General features: G+C 69.6%; 13 protein-coding genes. 7 read left to right on the forward strand and 6 right to left on the reverse strand.

Translation table 11 applies throughout. From position 1 onward, the window contains the following. The 3 genes from FQ142_RS12295 to FQ142_RS12305 form a co-directional block, all read right to left on the reverse strand. Nucleotides 1-226 (reverse strand): hypothetical protein (locus FQ142_RS12295; RefSeq protein ID WP_149423542.1); only part of this gene is annotated, 226 nt, incomplete at its 3' end. Nucleotides 227-678: 452 nt separating this feature from the next. Then, a complete protein-coding gene (locus FQ142_RS12300) occupies nt 679-1,494 on the reverse strand; it encodes an SDR family NAD(P)-dependent oxidoreductase (RefSeq protein WP_149423543.1) in 816 nt (271 codons plus the stop codon). 95 nt (nt 1,495-1,589) lie between these two features. Further along, nucleotides 1,590-2,336, reverse strand: a complete 747-nt coding sequence (locus FQ142_RS12305) for an SDR family NAD(P)-dependent oxidoreductase (protein ID WP_149423544.1) — start codon at nt 2,334-2,336, stop codon at nt 1,590-1,592. Between the two features lie 241 nt (nt 2,337-2,577). Between FQ142_RS12305 and FQ142_RS12310 the strand changes: the two genes are divergently transcribed. The 4 genes from FQ142_RS12310 to FQ142_RS12325 are packed head-to-tail and all read left to right on the forward strand — an operon-like array spanning nt 2,578 to nt 7,126. Continuing rightward, nucleotides 2,578-4,035, forward strand: coding sequence for an APC family permease (locus FQ142_RS12310; RefSeq protein WP_056411899.1), 1,458 nt, complete (start codon nt 2,578-2,580; stop codon nt 4,033-4,035). Between the two features lie 55 nt (nt 4,036-4,090). Continuing rightward, a complete protein-coding gene (locus FQ142_RS12315; protein ID WP_149423545.1) occupies nt 4,091-4,930 on the forward strand; it encodes a molybdenum cofactor biosynthesis F family protein in 840 nt (279 codons plus the stop codon). Nucleotide 4,931: 1 nt separating this feature from the next. Beyond that, nucleotides 4,932-6,581 carry an amidohydrolase gene (locus FQ142_RS12320; protein ID WP_188042395.1) on the forward strand — a complete coding sequence of 550 codons (1,650 nt, stop codon included), beginning with the start codon at nt 4,932-4,934 and terminating at the stop codon, nt 6,579-6,581. 44 nt (nt 6,582-6,625) lie between these two features. Beyond that, the gene (locus FQ142_RS12325) at nt 6,626-7,126 is read left to right on the forward strand and encodes a GNAT family N-acetyltransferase (RefSeq protein ID WP_149423546.1); all 501 of its coding nucleotides are present in this window, start codon (nt 6,626-6,628) and stop codon (nt 7,124-7,126) included. Between the two features lie 59 nt (nt 7,127-7,185). Here FQ142_RS12325 and FQ142_RS12330 read toward each other — a convergent pair whose 3' ends face one another. From FQ142_RS12330 to FQ142_RS12340, 3 genes are all read right to left on the reverse strand, one after another. Next, the gene (locus FQ142_RS12330; protein WP_149423547.1) at nt 7,186-8,673 is read right to left on the reverse strand and encodes a GMC family oxidoreductase; all 1,488 of its coding nucleotides are present in this window, start codon (nt 8,671-8,673) and stop codon (nt 7,186-7,188) included. Beyond that, nucleotides 8,670-10,115 (reverse strand): aldehyde dehydrogenase family protein, encoded by a 1,446-nt coding sequence (locus tag FQ142_RS12335; protein ID WP_262492143.1) that lies wholly within the window; start codon nt 10,113-10,115, stop codon nt 8,670-8,672. Before FQ142_RS12335 ends, FQ142_RS12330 begins: the two co-directional genes overlap by 4 nt. Nucleotides 10,116-10,248: 133 nt before the next feature. After that, nucleotides 10,249-10,686, reverse strand: a complete 438-nt coding sequence (locus FQ142_RS12340) for an Lrp/AsnC family transcriptional regulator (protein WP_188042396.1) — start codon at nt 10,684-10,686, stop codon at nt 10,249-10,251. A gap of 151 nt (nt 10,687-10,837) precedes the next feature. Between FQ142_RS12340 and pdhA the strand changes: the two genes are divergently transcribed. Genes pdhA through FQ142_RS12355 form a run of 3 tightly spaced genes read left to right on the forward strand, consistent with a single transcriptional unit; the run spans nt 10,838 to nt 14,441 of the window. Continuing rightward, the gene (gene pdhA / locus FQ142_RS12345) at nt 10,838-11,968 is read left to right on the forward strand and encodes a pyruvate dehydrogenase (acetyl-transferring) E1 component subunit alpha (RefSeq protein WP_056411913.1); all 1,131 of its coding nucleotides are present in this window, start codon (nt 10,838-10,840) and stop codon (nt 11,966-11,968) included. Beyond that, nucleotides 11,965-12,993, forward strand: a complete 1,029-nt coding sequence (locus FQ142_RS12350; RefSeq protein ID WP_149423548.1) for an alpha-ketoacid dehydrogenase subunit beta — start codon at nt 11,965-11,967, stop codon at nt 12,991-12,993. Before pdhA ends, FQ142_RS12350 begins: the two co-directional genes overlap by 4 nt. Then, on the forward strand, nt 12,990-14,441 hold the full coding sequence (locus tag FQ142_RS12355; protein ID WP_149423549.1) for a dihydrolipoamide acetyltransferase family protein: 1,452 nt from the start codon (nt 12,990-12,992) through the stop codon (nt 14,439-14,441). Before FQ142_RS12350 ends, FQ142_RS12355 begins: the two co-directional genes overlap by 4 nt. Nucleotides 14,442-14,446: the final 5 nt, after the last annotated feature.

Below are 14,446 nucleotides of genomic sequence, written 5' to 3' on the forward strand. Positions count from 1 at the left end.
GCACCACCTCATTCACACCCCGACACCCCACCGCATGCGCGAACTCACCCCCGTCATCGCTCGCGACAGCCTCGACGATCACCGCCTCCGCCCGCCGGAACACCGCCCCCGCCCCCAACAACACCCGGATCCGATCCGCATCACCCAACCCCGCCAGCACACCCTCAGACAACACCATGTCAAGGTCGGCGATGACCCGATCCAAAAGCTCCGTCGTGCTGTCCATACCCGCAAGTCAACCCGCAACCACCGACATTCGAGACCCCGAACCACCCACAAATACCCCAGACCAGAGGCGTATTCCAATCTCCCGGAATGACACGTCGAGAGCGCTGGACCGCCGCGTGAGCAGCGGAGGAGATGGCCAGAACGGCACAGCCCGAGAACGGAGAAGAAGGGAGACAAGACACAAGACACACGACACACGACACACGACACGTGAGGAGCACGGGAGAAGAGACCCGAGACACGACACGTGAGGAGCATGAGAGAAGAGACCCGAGACACGACACGTGAGGATCACGGGAGAAGAGACCCGAAAGCCCAGAACAGCTGACGGAACGCTCGCGGCAAGGCCCGAACCCGAGAACCCCCTAAAGACCCGCACCCCCTACAGACCCGCACCCCCTACAGACCCGTGCCCCTCACAGACCCGCACCCCCTACAGACCCGCAACCCCTACATACCCGCATGATCGAAGGCGATCGTCGGCACGTCCACGACATGAGACCCGCCGTCGGCCACGATCACCGCCCCCGTGACGTACGACGACTCCCCCGATCCGAGAAAGCGCACCACCGACGCGATCTCCGCTGGCCGCGCGGGTCGACGCAGCGGCACGTCGGCCGTCACCGCGGCGTACGCCTCTTCGCGTGACCCGAGACCGGAATGGGTCGCGAACTCGTCCATCTCGTCGTCGGCCATCGGCGTCTGCACCCAGCCGGGGCAGATCGCGTTCACCCGCACCCCCTGGCGTCCGTAGTCACGCGCCAGGGTTCGGGTCAGACCGATGAGCGCGTGCTTCCCCACCGTGTAGCCGGCGACCGACGGCCCCGCGAACAACCCTGCCAGCGACGAGACGATGACGATCTGCCCCTTCGCCTCGATCAGCGCCGGCAGCGCCTCTCTCGCCATGATGAACGCGGTCGTGAGGTTGGCGCGGATGGCGGCCTCCCAACTGTCGTCATCGGTGTCCGCCACGGGCGAGAATCCGTGTCCTCCCGCGTTGGCGACGAGGACGTCGAGACGCCCGAAGGTGGCGAGCACCTCGGCGACGGCGGCTCGAGCCGAGGCCGTGTCGGCGGCATCCGCGACGATCGGATGCGCTCCCACCGCCGCCTCCACCGCACGCAGGGGTTCGACGCGGCGCCCCACGACGACGACATGCGCCCCCTCGGCCGCGTACCGCTCGGCGATCGCCGCACCGATACCGGTTCCGCCTCCTGTGATGACCACTACCCGCCCAGCGACGGCGGATCCGACTGCAGGTCCCATTTCTGCTCCTGTTCTCCGCGCTCCCGCGCGATTCCTCTTCTGCGTTCTCGCGCGACTCGCATCCCGTTGCGACGCGCTCATCCGGTCGATGCAGGTCAGGCCGGAAAGCCCGACCTGGCTGAGTACCCGAAGTCGCTCACGATCGTCGTGCCGTTGATCGCGCGGCTGCGCGGCGACACGAGGTAGACCGCGTGCGAGGCCACCTCGTCGGCCGTCTGCACCGGAAAGGACGGAGCAGCGAACGCCTCGTCTCCCAGGTCGCCTCGACTCATCGGCGTGTCCACGATCGATGGCGCGACCATGTTCACCCGGATGCCGTCGTCCGCCAGGTCGACCGACAACGCCCGACCGAACTGCACGAGCGCCGCCTTCGATGCGCAATACGGCACCATGCCCTCGGAGGCGACGAAGGCCGAATCGCTCGCGATCAGCACGACGGATGCGGCGCCGGCGGCCCGCAACGCCGGAAGCGCCGATGACACCACGAGGAACGCTCCCGTGACGTTGACCGCGAACACGGCGTTCCATTCGGCCAGCGAGATCTCGTCGATCGGCGAGCCCATGGGGCCGGAGACGCCCGCGCAGCACACGACCGCGTCGAGTGCGCCGAGCGCATCCACCGCCTTGTCGACCGCCGCCGCCACCTGGATCTCATCCGTGACATCTGCGACGAGCACGACGGCGTCGGCGCATCCGCCTGCCACCTCGGCGAGCGCTGCGCCGTCGCGATCGAGCAGCGCGACGCGCACGCCCTCTGCGGCGAGCGCCAGCGCGGTCGCGCGCCCGATGCCGCTCGCCGCTCCCGTGATCAGAGCCGTCGTGCCGTCCAGCCGCAGATCCATGGTCTCTCCGTGGCTCCGCCGCCGCGCCGGTGGCGCTGTGAGGACGACGGTGCCTTCACCCGTCATCCTGCTCTCGGTCCGACGCTCCGAGAATGCGACGACGCGCGCTGTGCGCGCTGGCACCATCGTCCTTCGCTCAGCGTCAACCGCCGCGAGGATCACGCGAGCAGAATCGCACTATCGGCGACGCCTGTCGTCGTCGAGGCCGCCCGCACGGGCGTCACCGAACAAAGGAGCCGACGTGGCAGACCCGACATCTGCGTCCACGACGCAGCAGCACCACACCTCTCTCCGACCCGGCGCTCTGGGCGTCGCCGGGATCGTCTTCCTCGTCCTGGCTGCCGTCGCTCCGCTGACCGGCATCGTGGTGGTCGCCTCCCTCGCGATCGCGCTCGGCAACGGCGGCGGCACGCCGATGTCGTTCTTCCTCGTGGCCGTGATCCTGCTGCTGTTCGCCGTGGGCTATGCGCAGATGTCGAAGCAGCTCGTCAATGCCGGAGGGTTCTACGCCTTCGTCGTGAAGGGGCTCGGGCGCACGGGTGGGCTGATCGCCGGTCTCATCGCGACGCTCGGCTACAACTTCTTCGTCGTCGGCACGATCGGCACCAGCGGCTTCTTCATGCAGAACATCATCCGCGACCTCACGGGACTCGACGTGAACTGGCTGGTCTGGGGCCTGCTGTCGATCGTCGTGTGCTTCGTGCTGGCGAGGGTCGGCGTGGACTTCAGCTCGAAGATCCTGGGTGTCTGTCTGGTGCTCGAGGTGCTGATGCTGGTCGTGTTCGATGTGTCGGTGCTCGTGCAGACGGGATACGACCTCGCGGCCTTCAGCCCTGAGGCCGTGTTCTCGGGCTCGTTGCCGATCGGTCTGCTGCTGGCAGCCACGGGCTTCCTCGGTTTCGAGGCGACGGCGCTGTTCAGCGAGGAGGCGAAGCAGCCCCTGCGTACGATCCCGCGGGCGACGTACACGTCGATCATCGCGATCGGCGTGATCCTGGGGGTCACCACGTGGGCCGTGGTCAGCGCGACCGGCGTCGCGCAGGCACAGGCCACCGCGCTGGAGCACCTGCCCACCGGCGACCTGATCTTCATGCTGTCGCAGCAGTACCTCGGCGGCCCGCTCACCACCGTGATGATGGTCCTGCTGCTGGTCAGTCTGTTCGCCGCCATGCTCGCGTTCCACAACTCCGCCACGCGCTACCTCTACTCCCTCGGACGCTCGCGGATCCTGCCACGCGCCCTCGCCCGCACGCGCGCCAACGGCGCTCCGCAGCTGGCCGGCATCGTGCAGGCCTCGTTCGCCGCGCTCGTCGCGATCATCTTCGCCATCGCCGGAGCAGACCCGATCCTCACCCTGGTGCCGGCGATGCTGGGCTTCGGAACACTGAGCGTGCTGATCCTGCAGGGGCTCGCGGCGATCTCGATCGTCGTGTACTTCCGACGCAAGGGCGACCCCCGCTGGTGGAGCACGTTCATCGCTCCCGGGATCGGGTTCCTCGGAATCGCCGCGATCTCGGTGCTCGCGATCGTGAACTTCAACATCGTCGCCGGATCCGACGAGCTCGCGATCCGCCTCATGCCGCTGCTCCTCGTCCTCGCGCTGATCGGCGGCATCGTCTACGGCGCCTATCTGAAGCGATCGAAGCCGGCCGTCTACGAGGGACTCGCCTCGGACCTCGAGCGCTTCAGCGACCGCTGACCCGCCCAGCCCTCCCACACCTCCCACACCTCCCACACCACCGCCAAGGAGCGACATGACCACTCTGAACCCCGCAGACACCTCCACCTGGCTGCCCCTCGAGGGCCTCGCCCCCGGCTTCGACGCCAACAAGGCACCCCACTCCACGGCCCTCAGCGGCCGAGAGATCACCGTGGTCGATGCTCGTGGAACTCGGATCTCGCACCGGTTCGCCGACACCACGGTGACCTGGGACTACCGCCCGGGTGCAGACGACACCACTCAGGCCGCCACCGACACCGACGACTACGAGGCCTTCGAAGTCGACGAGGACCTCTACTTCGTGCAGTTCCATCACAACTATCTGCCGAACGAGGCGATCTCCCTGGTGGTCGACCTCCGCCACGGCCGCACGCTCGCGATCATCTCGGTGATCCTGCCTGCGCCGGAGCAGGGCCGCACCCGTGTACAGCACGTCTTCGCCCCCTCCGTGATCGAGGGGGCCACCGTGACCGGCGTCGAGCCCGCCCCCACCACGACGCTGATCGGCCGCAGGGTCGAGTGGGTGTACAGCGAGGAGCACGCGTACGAGCACGTCTACCTCTCGGAGCGCTGGTACTCGTGGCAGTGCCTCGCCGGCCCCGAGCGCGGGCTCGCCGACACCGACGAGAACAGCGTGTGGGAGGTGCGCCCCGGCATCTACGTCTTCGCGTGGCGCGAGAAGGTCATCCCGTGTGCATCCGTGACGATCGCCGACCATCGTGACGTCACCGCGATCCGCTCCCACGGCGTGCTCTTCGGCCTCGACGAGTCGGGCGAGGTGCCCACGCACTTCACCTTCGGCGCTCACGGCCGTCTGCTCTCCACGACCCATCACGCGGCCGGTCTCGAGCCCGCGGACTTCGGGGCCCTCTGACATGGTGGCGGCCGCTGCCGACCTGATCGTCACGGGATCCGTGATCCGCACGGCGGATCGTCGGCATCCGGTCGTCGAATCGTTTGCGGTGCGCGACGGACGGATCCTGGCCGTCGGCACCAGGGCCGAGATCGATGCACATCGCGGGGCGCGGACGCGGATGCTGGACGTCGGGGATGCCGCGGTGTACCCCGGCTTCGTCGACGTGCACAACCATCACGCGATGGCCGGTCGCACCGAGCTCTTCGAGCTCTCGCTGCCGCCGTCGCTGACCCTCGACGAGATCCTCGATCGCGTGCGGGACAAGGCCTCGAGCCTGCCGCCGGACGCCTGGATCATCGGCGGCGTCGTCGCCACGACACTGCTGTCCACCCTCGCGACCACCGCGAGCCGGCAGCGACTCGACGAGGCGGCGGGCGGACGCCCCGTCGTCATCGTCGAGGACTCACGTCACAACCGGTGGGCGAACACGCGCGCGCTCGAGCTGGCGGGGATCACGGCCGCCAGCATCCCCTCCGCGGGGGTCACCGTGCTCGATCCCGACGACGGGACACCGACCGGAGTGCTGCGGGAGGGGGCCGGCATCCCGGTGCAGGAAGCCTACGACCGCAGCGGAGGCCTGACCCCCGAGCAGCATGTCGCCGCCTCCCGACGCGGAGTCGAGATCCTGAACTCGTTCGGCATCACGACGTTCCAGGATGCCGGGGTGTCGACCGACATCCTCGGAGCCCTCTCCGCGCTCGACCGCGCGCAGGAGCTGCACGCGTGGGTCGTGTCGTCCCTGCTGGTCAACGACGAGATCTTCGGCGTCGATCCGATCGGCGAGCCGCTGATCGCCCGCGGCGAGGAGTTCCGCACTCCCCACCACCGTCCCGACTTCGTGAAGATCTTCCTCGACGGGGTCCCGCCGGCGCGCACCGCGTCGTTCCTCGAGCCGTACGTGGCGGATGCGGTGCACGGCGCACACTTCCACGGCGAGACGACGATGACCTTCGACGAGCTGCACACGTGGCTGCGTTCGGTGGCCGAGCGAGGACTCGGCGCCAAGGTGCACTGCACCGGCGACGGCTCGGCTCGGCTCGTGCTCGACGTCGCCGACAGGATCCGCGCCGACGGCTTCACGACTCCGATCCAGATCGCCCACGGCCAGTTCCTCGCGGTCGACGACATCCCTCGCCTGCACGCGCTCGAGGTGTCGGCCGACATCTCACCGTTCATCTGGTTCCCCGGCGTGATCCCGCAGGCGCTGGCCGAGGTGCTCGGCGAGCGCGCCGAGCACTCGCAGCCCAACCGCGCCCTGCTCGACGCCGGAGCTCTCGTCGCCGGCGGATCCGATTGGCCGGTCAGCGAGTCGCCGAACACCCTCGAGGGTCTGCAGGGGCTCGTAACTCGCGCGGACCCGCTCGGACGCGCACCGGGAGTGCTCTGGCCCGAGCAGGCGATCACGGCGGAGGAGGCGCTGGAGGTCTTCACCCTCAACGCCGCGACCGCGATGGGTCTCGGCGCCGAGACGGGGTCCCTGACGCCGGGGAAGTCGGCGGATTTCGTCGTGCTCGACCGTGACGCGATCGCCGGCCCCGCCGACGAGATCGTGCACACCGCGGTGGTCTCGACCTGGTTCGAGGGGCGCGAGGTGTACACGGGGAGCTGACGACCTCCGGCACCCCGACGTCCCCTCGTGGGACGATGGGTGGCATGCCCGACCGACGCAGTGTCATCGTGACGCGGTGGAACACCGCGAATGCTCGGGACCGTGCAGATTTCGTGGCGCTGCTGACGGACTACCACCTGCAGACGGAGGCGGAGAAGGGCGCCCCTGTCGCGTCCGCCGATGCGCTCCCCGAGAAGTACCGTGTCGAGCTGAAGGACCCGCAGACGGCATTCGGTGAGGACGACGTCCTGATCGCGCGCCACGAGGGGCACGCTGCCGGCTGCCTGGTGATCACGGCTCGGTCCCCTCAGCGACTCGAGATCAAGCGGCTGTGGACGGATCCGAGCCACCGCGGACGGCACATCGCCACCTCCCTCCTCGACGAAGCGCATCTCCATGCGGTCCGCGTCGATGCGGAGGCGATTCAGCTCTCGGTCTGGGAGTGGCGCGCAGACGCGATCGCCCTGTACCGCAAGTCCGGGTTCGTCGAGACCTCCTCATGGGAAGACCGGGACCAGCTGATCTGCATGGTCCGCACCGTCTAGAGCACCACCACCTCCGCACATCTCAGACGGCCGCGTGGCGACGAGCAGCCGCCCCGGCGTCAGCCGCCGAGGAGGAACGCCGCTCCCCGCTCGCCGATCATCGCCGCGGGGGCATTCGTGTTGCCGGTCGGCACCGTCGGCATCACCGAGGCGTCGATCACGCTCAGCCCCTCGATCCCGCGCACCCGCAGCGTCGGATCGACCACCGCCTCGGCATCCGCGCCCATCCTGCAGGTGCCGACCTGGTGGTGATAGGTGATCGCGGTGCGACGCACCCAGTCCTCGACCTCGGAGTCGGACACATCGGGGCCCGGATAGGCCTCGGTCGCGCCCCAGTGCTCCGCGAGAGCGGGCTGCGCGCCGATGCGGCGGCACTGACGCACGGATGCGGCGAGCGCCGCGACGTCGCGGTCGTCTTCGAGCGCGGCGAGATCGATCAGGGGCGGGTCGGTCACGTCGGGGCCGGAGAGAGTGAGCGCGCCCCGGCTGTACGGGGTGACGAGACCCGCCATGAGGGTGAACCCGTCATCGCCCCGCGGGTCGAGGTCTCCCCACATCGGCACCGAGAAATGGATCGGCTGCGTGTCGGGCTGTTCGAGGTCGTCGCGGCTGCGCCAGAAGAGATGCGACTGCGTGACCGAGATCCCGGTGCGCGGCGGACCCACCGGACGCCGGGTCGTGAAGATCACCGGCGACAGCAGATGGTCGTGCAGGTTCTTTCCCACCGAGGGCGAATCGACCACGACCGGGATGCCGAGAGCCGTCAGCTCGTCGGCGGGGCCGATGCCCGAGCGCAGCAGGATGACCGGCGAGCCGATCGCGCCGGCCGACAGCACGATCTCGTCTGCGAAGAGGTTCTCGGAATCCGATCCGGAATCCGGCCCGGCGTCGGATGCCGAGTCGAGGCGCACCCCGACCGCGCGACCGCCGTCGACGATCACCGAGTGCACCTCGCGGCCGGTGACGATGGTGAGCCGATCGGCGATCGGCTGCGCATACGTCATCCACGTGTTCACACGTCGCCCGTCTCGGATCGTGACCTGCTGCTGCGAGACGCCGTCGAGCGTGCCCCCGTTGTAGTTCGGATTGCGCGGCAGCCCCTCCTCGACGGCGGCGTCGATGATCGATGCCTGGATCGGAGACAGCGCGTAGTCGTCGGTCACCGGCAGCAGGTCGTTCTCGATCGCGTCGTACACGGGTTCGACGACGTTCCAGCCCCACCCCGTCGCGCCCGCGCGCTCCCAGGAGTCGTAGTCGGATGCGGCTCCGCGCACCCAGATCATCGCGTTCAGCGCATGCGATCCGCCGGTGACCTTACCTCGGGGCAGATGCAGCCGTCGGCCGTCGGCGTGCTCCTGCGGAACGGTGAAGAAATCCCAGTCGTCGGCGGAGTGCCACAGCTCCCCCGCCCGCGACGGATCGTGGATGGCGGGGTTCGAGTCGTAGCCGCCGGCCTCGATCAGCGTCACCTCGACACCGGCGTCGGCGAGCCGCCGCGCGACGATGGCGCCCGAAGTGCCCGCGCCGACGACGATCGCGGTCTTCATGCCTGAGCCTTCCGCCCAGGACCCGACACGACCTGAGACACGGCGACCGACTTGAGGCCCTCGACTCCGAACTCCAGGCCGTAGCCCGAGCTCTTCACTCCGCCGAAGGGCACCATCGGATGCAGGCCCCCGTGCGAGTTGATCCAGACGGTGCCGGACTGCATGCGGGTCGCCGCCTCACGCGCGGCGTCCGGGTCGCTCGACCACACGGACGCGCCGAGACCGACCTCGACCGCGTTGGCGAGTGCGAAGGCCTCATCGACGTCGCTGTACCGGATCACCGGCAGCGCGGGGCCGAACTGCTCCTCCTGCACGAGGGCGGCGTCGTTGTCGATGTCGGCGATGATCGTCGGGCGGTAGAACAGCTCACCGAGCTCGGGAGCCGCTTCGCCGCCGGTCACGACGCGCGCACCGCGGCTCTTCGCCTCCTCGACCAGTCGCGAGACGATGTCGAACTGCGCCCGGTTCTGCAGGGGCCCCAGCACGTTGTTCTCATCGAGCCCGTTGCCGATCGGCACGGAGGCGGCGATGCCGGCGAGAGCGTCCACCACCTCGTCGTAGACCGAGTCGTGCACGTAGAGGCGCTTCAGCGCCGCACACGTCTGGCCCGTGTTGATGAAGGCACCCCAGAAGAGGTCCTCGGCGATGGCCGCCACGTCCGTCCCCGGCAGCACGATCCCCGCATCGTTGCCGCCGAGTTCGAGGGTCAGGCGGGCGAGGTTCCCGGCCGAGCTCTCGATGATCCGACGACCGGTGGCGGTCGATCCGGTGAACATGATCTTGTCGATGTCGGGGTGTGACGCCAGCCGGGCGCCGACCTCGCGATCGCCCGAGACGCCGATGAGTACGTCGGCCGGAAGCACGTCGTTCATCACCGCCAGCAGCGCGAGCACGCTCAGCGGCGTGTACTCGCTGGGCTTCGCGACCACGGTGTTGCCCATGCGCAGCGACGGCCCGATCTGCCAGATCGTGATCATCAGCGGCCAGTTCCACGGCCCGATCGCCCCCACGACGCCGACCGCCTTGTAGACGAGCTCGGCGTGAAGTGTCTCGTCGTCGACGAGCACCTGCGGGTCGAGCACGGTCGCCGCGTTCGTGCGCAGCCAGGCCGAGCAGGCGCCCAGCTCGAAACGGGCGTTCGGGCCGTTCAGCGGCTTTCCCTGCTCGCGGGAGAGCAGATACGCGAGGGCCTCCGCGTGGGCGTCGATCGCGTCCGCCGCGGCGACGAGCACCGCGCTGCGCTCGTCGTGGCCGAGGGCCTCCCACCCCGGCTGAGCCGCCTTCGCCCTGGCGATCGCGTCGTCCAGGTCGCGCACCGAGTGCACGGGTGCGCGACCGATGACGTCCCGCGTCGCGGCATCCGGGATCTCTCGCCCACCGCCCTCCGGAGCCTGGATGCGGTCGAGCAGCGCGGCGGCTGCGGATGCGGCGGATTCGGACATCGGACTCTCCTTCGAGCGGGTCGCGCACCGAGGATCCGGCGCGCTCGTCCCATTGTCGAATGGCTCGTGGCGGCGCACTTGTCGAGGAGCGCGCCGCAGATGTCCGACCGCGAAGGGATGCGGCCGCAGGCGGTCAGATCAGGGTGAAGTCCTCGAAGATGAGTGTCGTGCGCGTCGAGCGGATCGACGGGATCGCCTGGATGTCCTCCAGCACGATGCGGCGGAGGTCGCGGGCGTCGCGCGCACGCACGAGCAGGATCACGTCGAAGTCCCCGCCGACCAGCGCCATGTGCTCGATCTCGGGGATCGTGCGCAATCGAGCGCTCACCTCCTGCCAGGTGGCCTGCTCGATCGCCAGCGTGACGTAAGCGCTCGCATGGTGCCCGAGGAGCACAGGGTCGGTGCGCACGGAGTAGCCGGTGATGATTCCCGCGTCGGTGAGGCGCCTGATGCGGGCGTGGGCGCCGGCTCGGGAGATGTGCACGGCCTCGGCGATGGCCGTCATCGAGGCACGGGCGTCGCGCCTCAGCTCGCCGAGGATCGCCTCGTCGGTCTCGTCCAGCGTGATCATGGCACCCCTTCGTCCAGTCCCGGATTTCTGCCAGTTTGTCACGGAAAGCCGGATCCACAACGCAATCGTCCATGATCGCGTCGAACTCGTGGACGAGTGTCGCACAGCGAGGCAAGCTGGCGACACCGAGTTCGGCAAGGAGGGCGAACGGATGGAACATGCAGAGATGCTTCCGCGAGACACGGCGGTGCAGCTGATCGATGCCGACGGCTCGACCGTCGCGGATGAGACGTATGCGATGCCCGGCACCGAGATGCTCCTCGCCGCCTACCGGGGACTCGTCGACGGACGCCGCATCAACGATCAGGCCGGCGCTCTCGTGCGACAGGGGCGCCTCGCGGTGTATCCGTCCTCGCACGGCCAGGAGGCCTGTCAGATCGGCGCCGCGCTCGCCATCAGCACCGAGGACTGGCTGTTCCCGACCTACCGGGACTCCGTCGCGGTGATCGCGCGGGGTGTGGCGCCCGCCGAGGCGATGGTGCTGCTCAAGGGCGACTGGCACTCGGGCTACGACGTGCGCGCTCACCGTGTCGCGCCTCAGGCCACTCCCCTGGCGACGCAGCTGCTGCACGCCGTGGGCTTCGCGTACGCCGCGAAGCAGCGTGGAGAGCACACCGTCGTCATCGCCCTGTGCGGTGACGGCGCGACCAGTGAAGGCGACTTCCACGAGGCGATGAACTTCGCCGCGGTCTTCCACGTGCCCGTCGTCTTCTTCGTGCAGAACAACGAGTTCGCGATCTCCGTGCCGCTCAGCCGCCAGACCGCGGCCCCGTCCCTCGCGCACAAGGCGATCGGCTACGGGATGCCGGGGCGGCGCGTCGACGGCAACGACGTCGCCGCGGTGCTCGCCGTACTCGGCGAGGCCGTCGACCGGGCCCGCTCCGGGGGCGGCCCGACGCTGGTCGAGGCCCACACCTATCGGATGCAGGCGCACACCAATGCCGACGACGACACGCGATACCGCGAGCGCGACGAGGTACGGGCCTGGGCGGCTCGTGACCCGCTGACGCGTCTGCGGACGCACCTCACCGGGGTCGGCGCGCTCACCGCCGAGCTCGAGGCCGAGTACGCGGCCGGTGCCGAGCGCATCGCGGCGGCGATGCGAGAGGCCCTCAACGCGGATTCCGACCTCGACCCGGAGGACCTCTTCCGCTTCGTGACCGAGACGCGTTCCCCGCAGCTCGAGGAGCAGTGGCAGATGCTCCGCGGCGAGATCGAACGGACGCGGACGGCGGATGCCGCACCGACCGCGCAGGCCACCCCCATCGGAGGTTCGCGATGACCATCGCCCACGAGGACATCCGCGTCGACGAGCGCTCGTCGGACGTGTCGACCATGAGCATGGCCGCGGCTCTCAACCTCGCCCTGGCCGACGCCATCCAGGCCGACCCCGAGGTCGTGGTCTTCGGCGAGGACGTCGGCGCCCTCGGCGGGGTCTTCCGCATCACCGACGGCCTCACCGCGCGCTTCGGCGAGGACCGGTGCTTCGACACCCCCCTCGCCGAATCCGGCATCGTGGGCACCGCGGTCGGCATGGCCATGAACGGCATGCGACCGGTCGTGGAACTGCAGTTCGACGCCTTCGCGCTACCCGCGTTCGAGCAGATCGTCAGCCACGTGGCGAAGCTCGGCAACCGCACGCGCGGAGGCGTACGGATGCCGCTGGTGATCCGCATCCCCTTCGGCGGCGGCATCGGCGGAGTCGAGCATCACTGCGATTCCTCCGAGGCGTATTACGCGCACACCCCGGGCCTCACCGTCGTCAGCCCGTCCACGCCGCAGGACGCCTACTCGATGCTGCGCGCGGCGATCGCCTCGCCCGATCCGGTGATCTTCCTCGAGCCGAAGAAGCTGTATTGGACCAAGGGCGACGTCGACACCTCCGTCACGGCCGAGATCGGCACCGCGCGCATCGCACGCGACGGCACCGACGTCACCCTCCTCGCCTACGGCGCCGCCGTGCCGCTGGCGCTCGAGGCGGCCGAGGTCGCGGCCTCCGAGGGCCGCAGCGTGCAGGTCGTCGACATCCGCTCGCTGTCGCCGTTCGACGATGACACCGTGACCGCCGCCGTGCGGGCGACGGGACGCGCGGTCGTGATCGCCGAGGCACCCGGCTACGCGAGCGTGGCGTCGGAGATCCAGGCGCGCGTCTTCGAACGCTGCTTCGAGTACCTCGAAGCGCCCGTGCGCCGGGTCACCGGATTCGACACGCCCTTCGCCCCGCCGAAGCTCGAGCACTGGTACCTGCCCGACGTCGACCGCATCCTCGACGCGATCGACTCTCTGCACTGGGAGGACGAGGCATGACCGCGCTGACCACCCGCGTCTTCCGTCTGCCCGACCTCGGTGAGGGACTGACCGAGGCGGGACTCGTGCAGTGGCTCGTCGCGGTCGGCGACACCGTCGCCACGGATCAGGCGATCGCCGAGGTCGAGACGGCCAAGAGCGTCGTCGAGCTCCCCTCGCCCTTCGCGGGTGTCGTGACGGCGCTGCACGGAGAGCCCGGCGAGACGATCGACGTGGGCGCGCCGGTGCTCGAGGTCGCCGACGGCGCGGCGGACTCGAGCGGCGGTGCGTCTGCTGCGGTCGAGCACGATGCGTACCGCGAAGAGGAGCGCGCAGGCTCGGGCAACGTGCTGATCGGCTACGGCACCGCGGAGCGGAGCGTGTCGGGCCGGAGGCGACCCCGGGTGCAAGCTGCGGCGCGGCAGACCCCGACATCCGCGGGAACGCCCGCTCCGGCGCCGGCCACATCCACGGCGACCGAGACATCCACGGCGACCGAGACATCCACGGCGTCCGAGAGCGTGCGGAGCGGGTCGGATGCCCGGGCGCGGCGCCCCGTGGCGGTCCGCTCCCCTCTCGTCCGACGCCTCGCCCGTGACCTCGGTCTCGACGTGCACGCGATCGCTCCGACCGGACACGACGGCGCCGTCACCCGCGCCGACGTCCTCGCGGCGGCGGTGAACGTGGCGGTCGACGGCGCGGCCGCGTCGCCTCACGACTCCCCCGTGGACGACGGTCCCGGGTTCGATCGCCGCACGGATGTCATCGACGGCCTGTCCGTCGCCTCACGCGAGCGCATGTCCGCGTTGCGCAAGGCCGTCAGCGCGAAACTCGCTCGCAGCCGCTCCGAGATCCCCGAGGCCACCGTCTGGGTCGACGTCGATGCGACCGACCTGTGGACGCTCCGCTCGCAGATGGCACCCGAGGGAGGCACGGCCCCCTCGGTCACCGCGCTGATCGCACGCTTCGTGCTGCTCGCACTCGAGGATCACCCGGTGCTCGCGTCGCGTCTGAGCGACGACGGCTCGGAGCTGATCTCCTTCGACGGAGTCAATCTCGGCGTGGCCGCCGACACCGCACGCGGGCTCATGGTCCCGGTCATCCCTCGCGCGCACGAGCTCAGCATCGAGCAGCTCGACGGCGCGCTGCGGGAACTGTCCGCGACGGCACGCGCGGGATCCATGCCTCCCGAGCGGCTGCGCGGCTCGACGTTCACGCTGAACAACTACGGCGGACTCGGCGTCGACGGATCCGCTGCGATCATCAACCATCCCGACGTCGCCATCCTCGGGATCGGCCGCATCATCGAGAGAGCCTGGGTGGTCGAGGGGCAGATCGTCCCTCGACGCATCGCCCAGCTATCTCTGGTGTTCGACCACCGGGTGTGCGACGGCGGATATGCCGCCGGTTTCCTGCGCCGCGTCACCGAGCTCATCGAGCATCCGCTGCGCGCGTTCGCCAGGGTGTGAGCCGC

It is taken from the genome of Microbacterium sp. ANT_H45B (genome assembly GCF_008369345.1).
Lineage (GTDB): Bacteria > Actinomycetota > Actinomycetes > Actinomycetales > Microbacteriaceae > Microbacterium.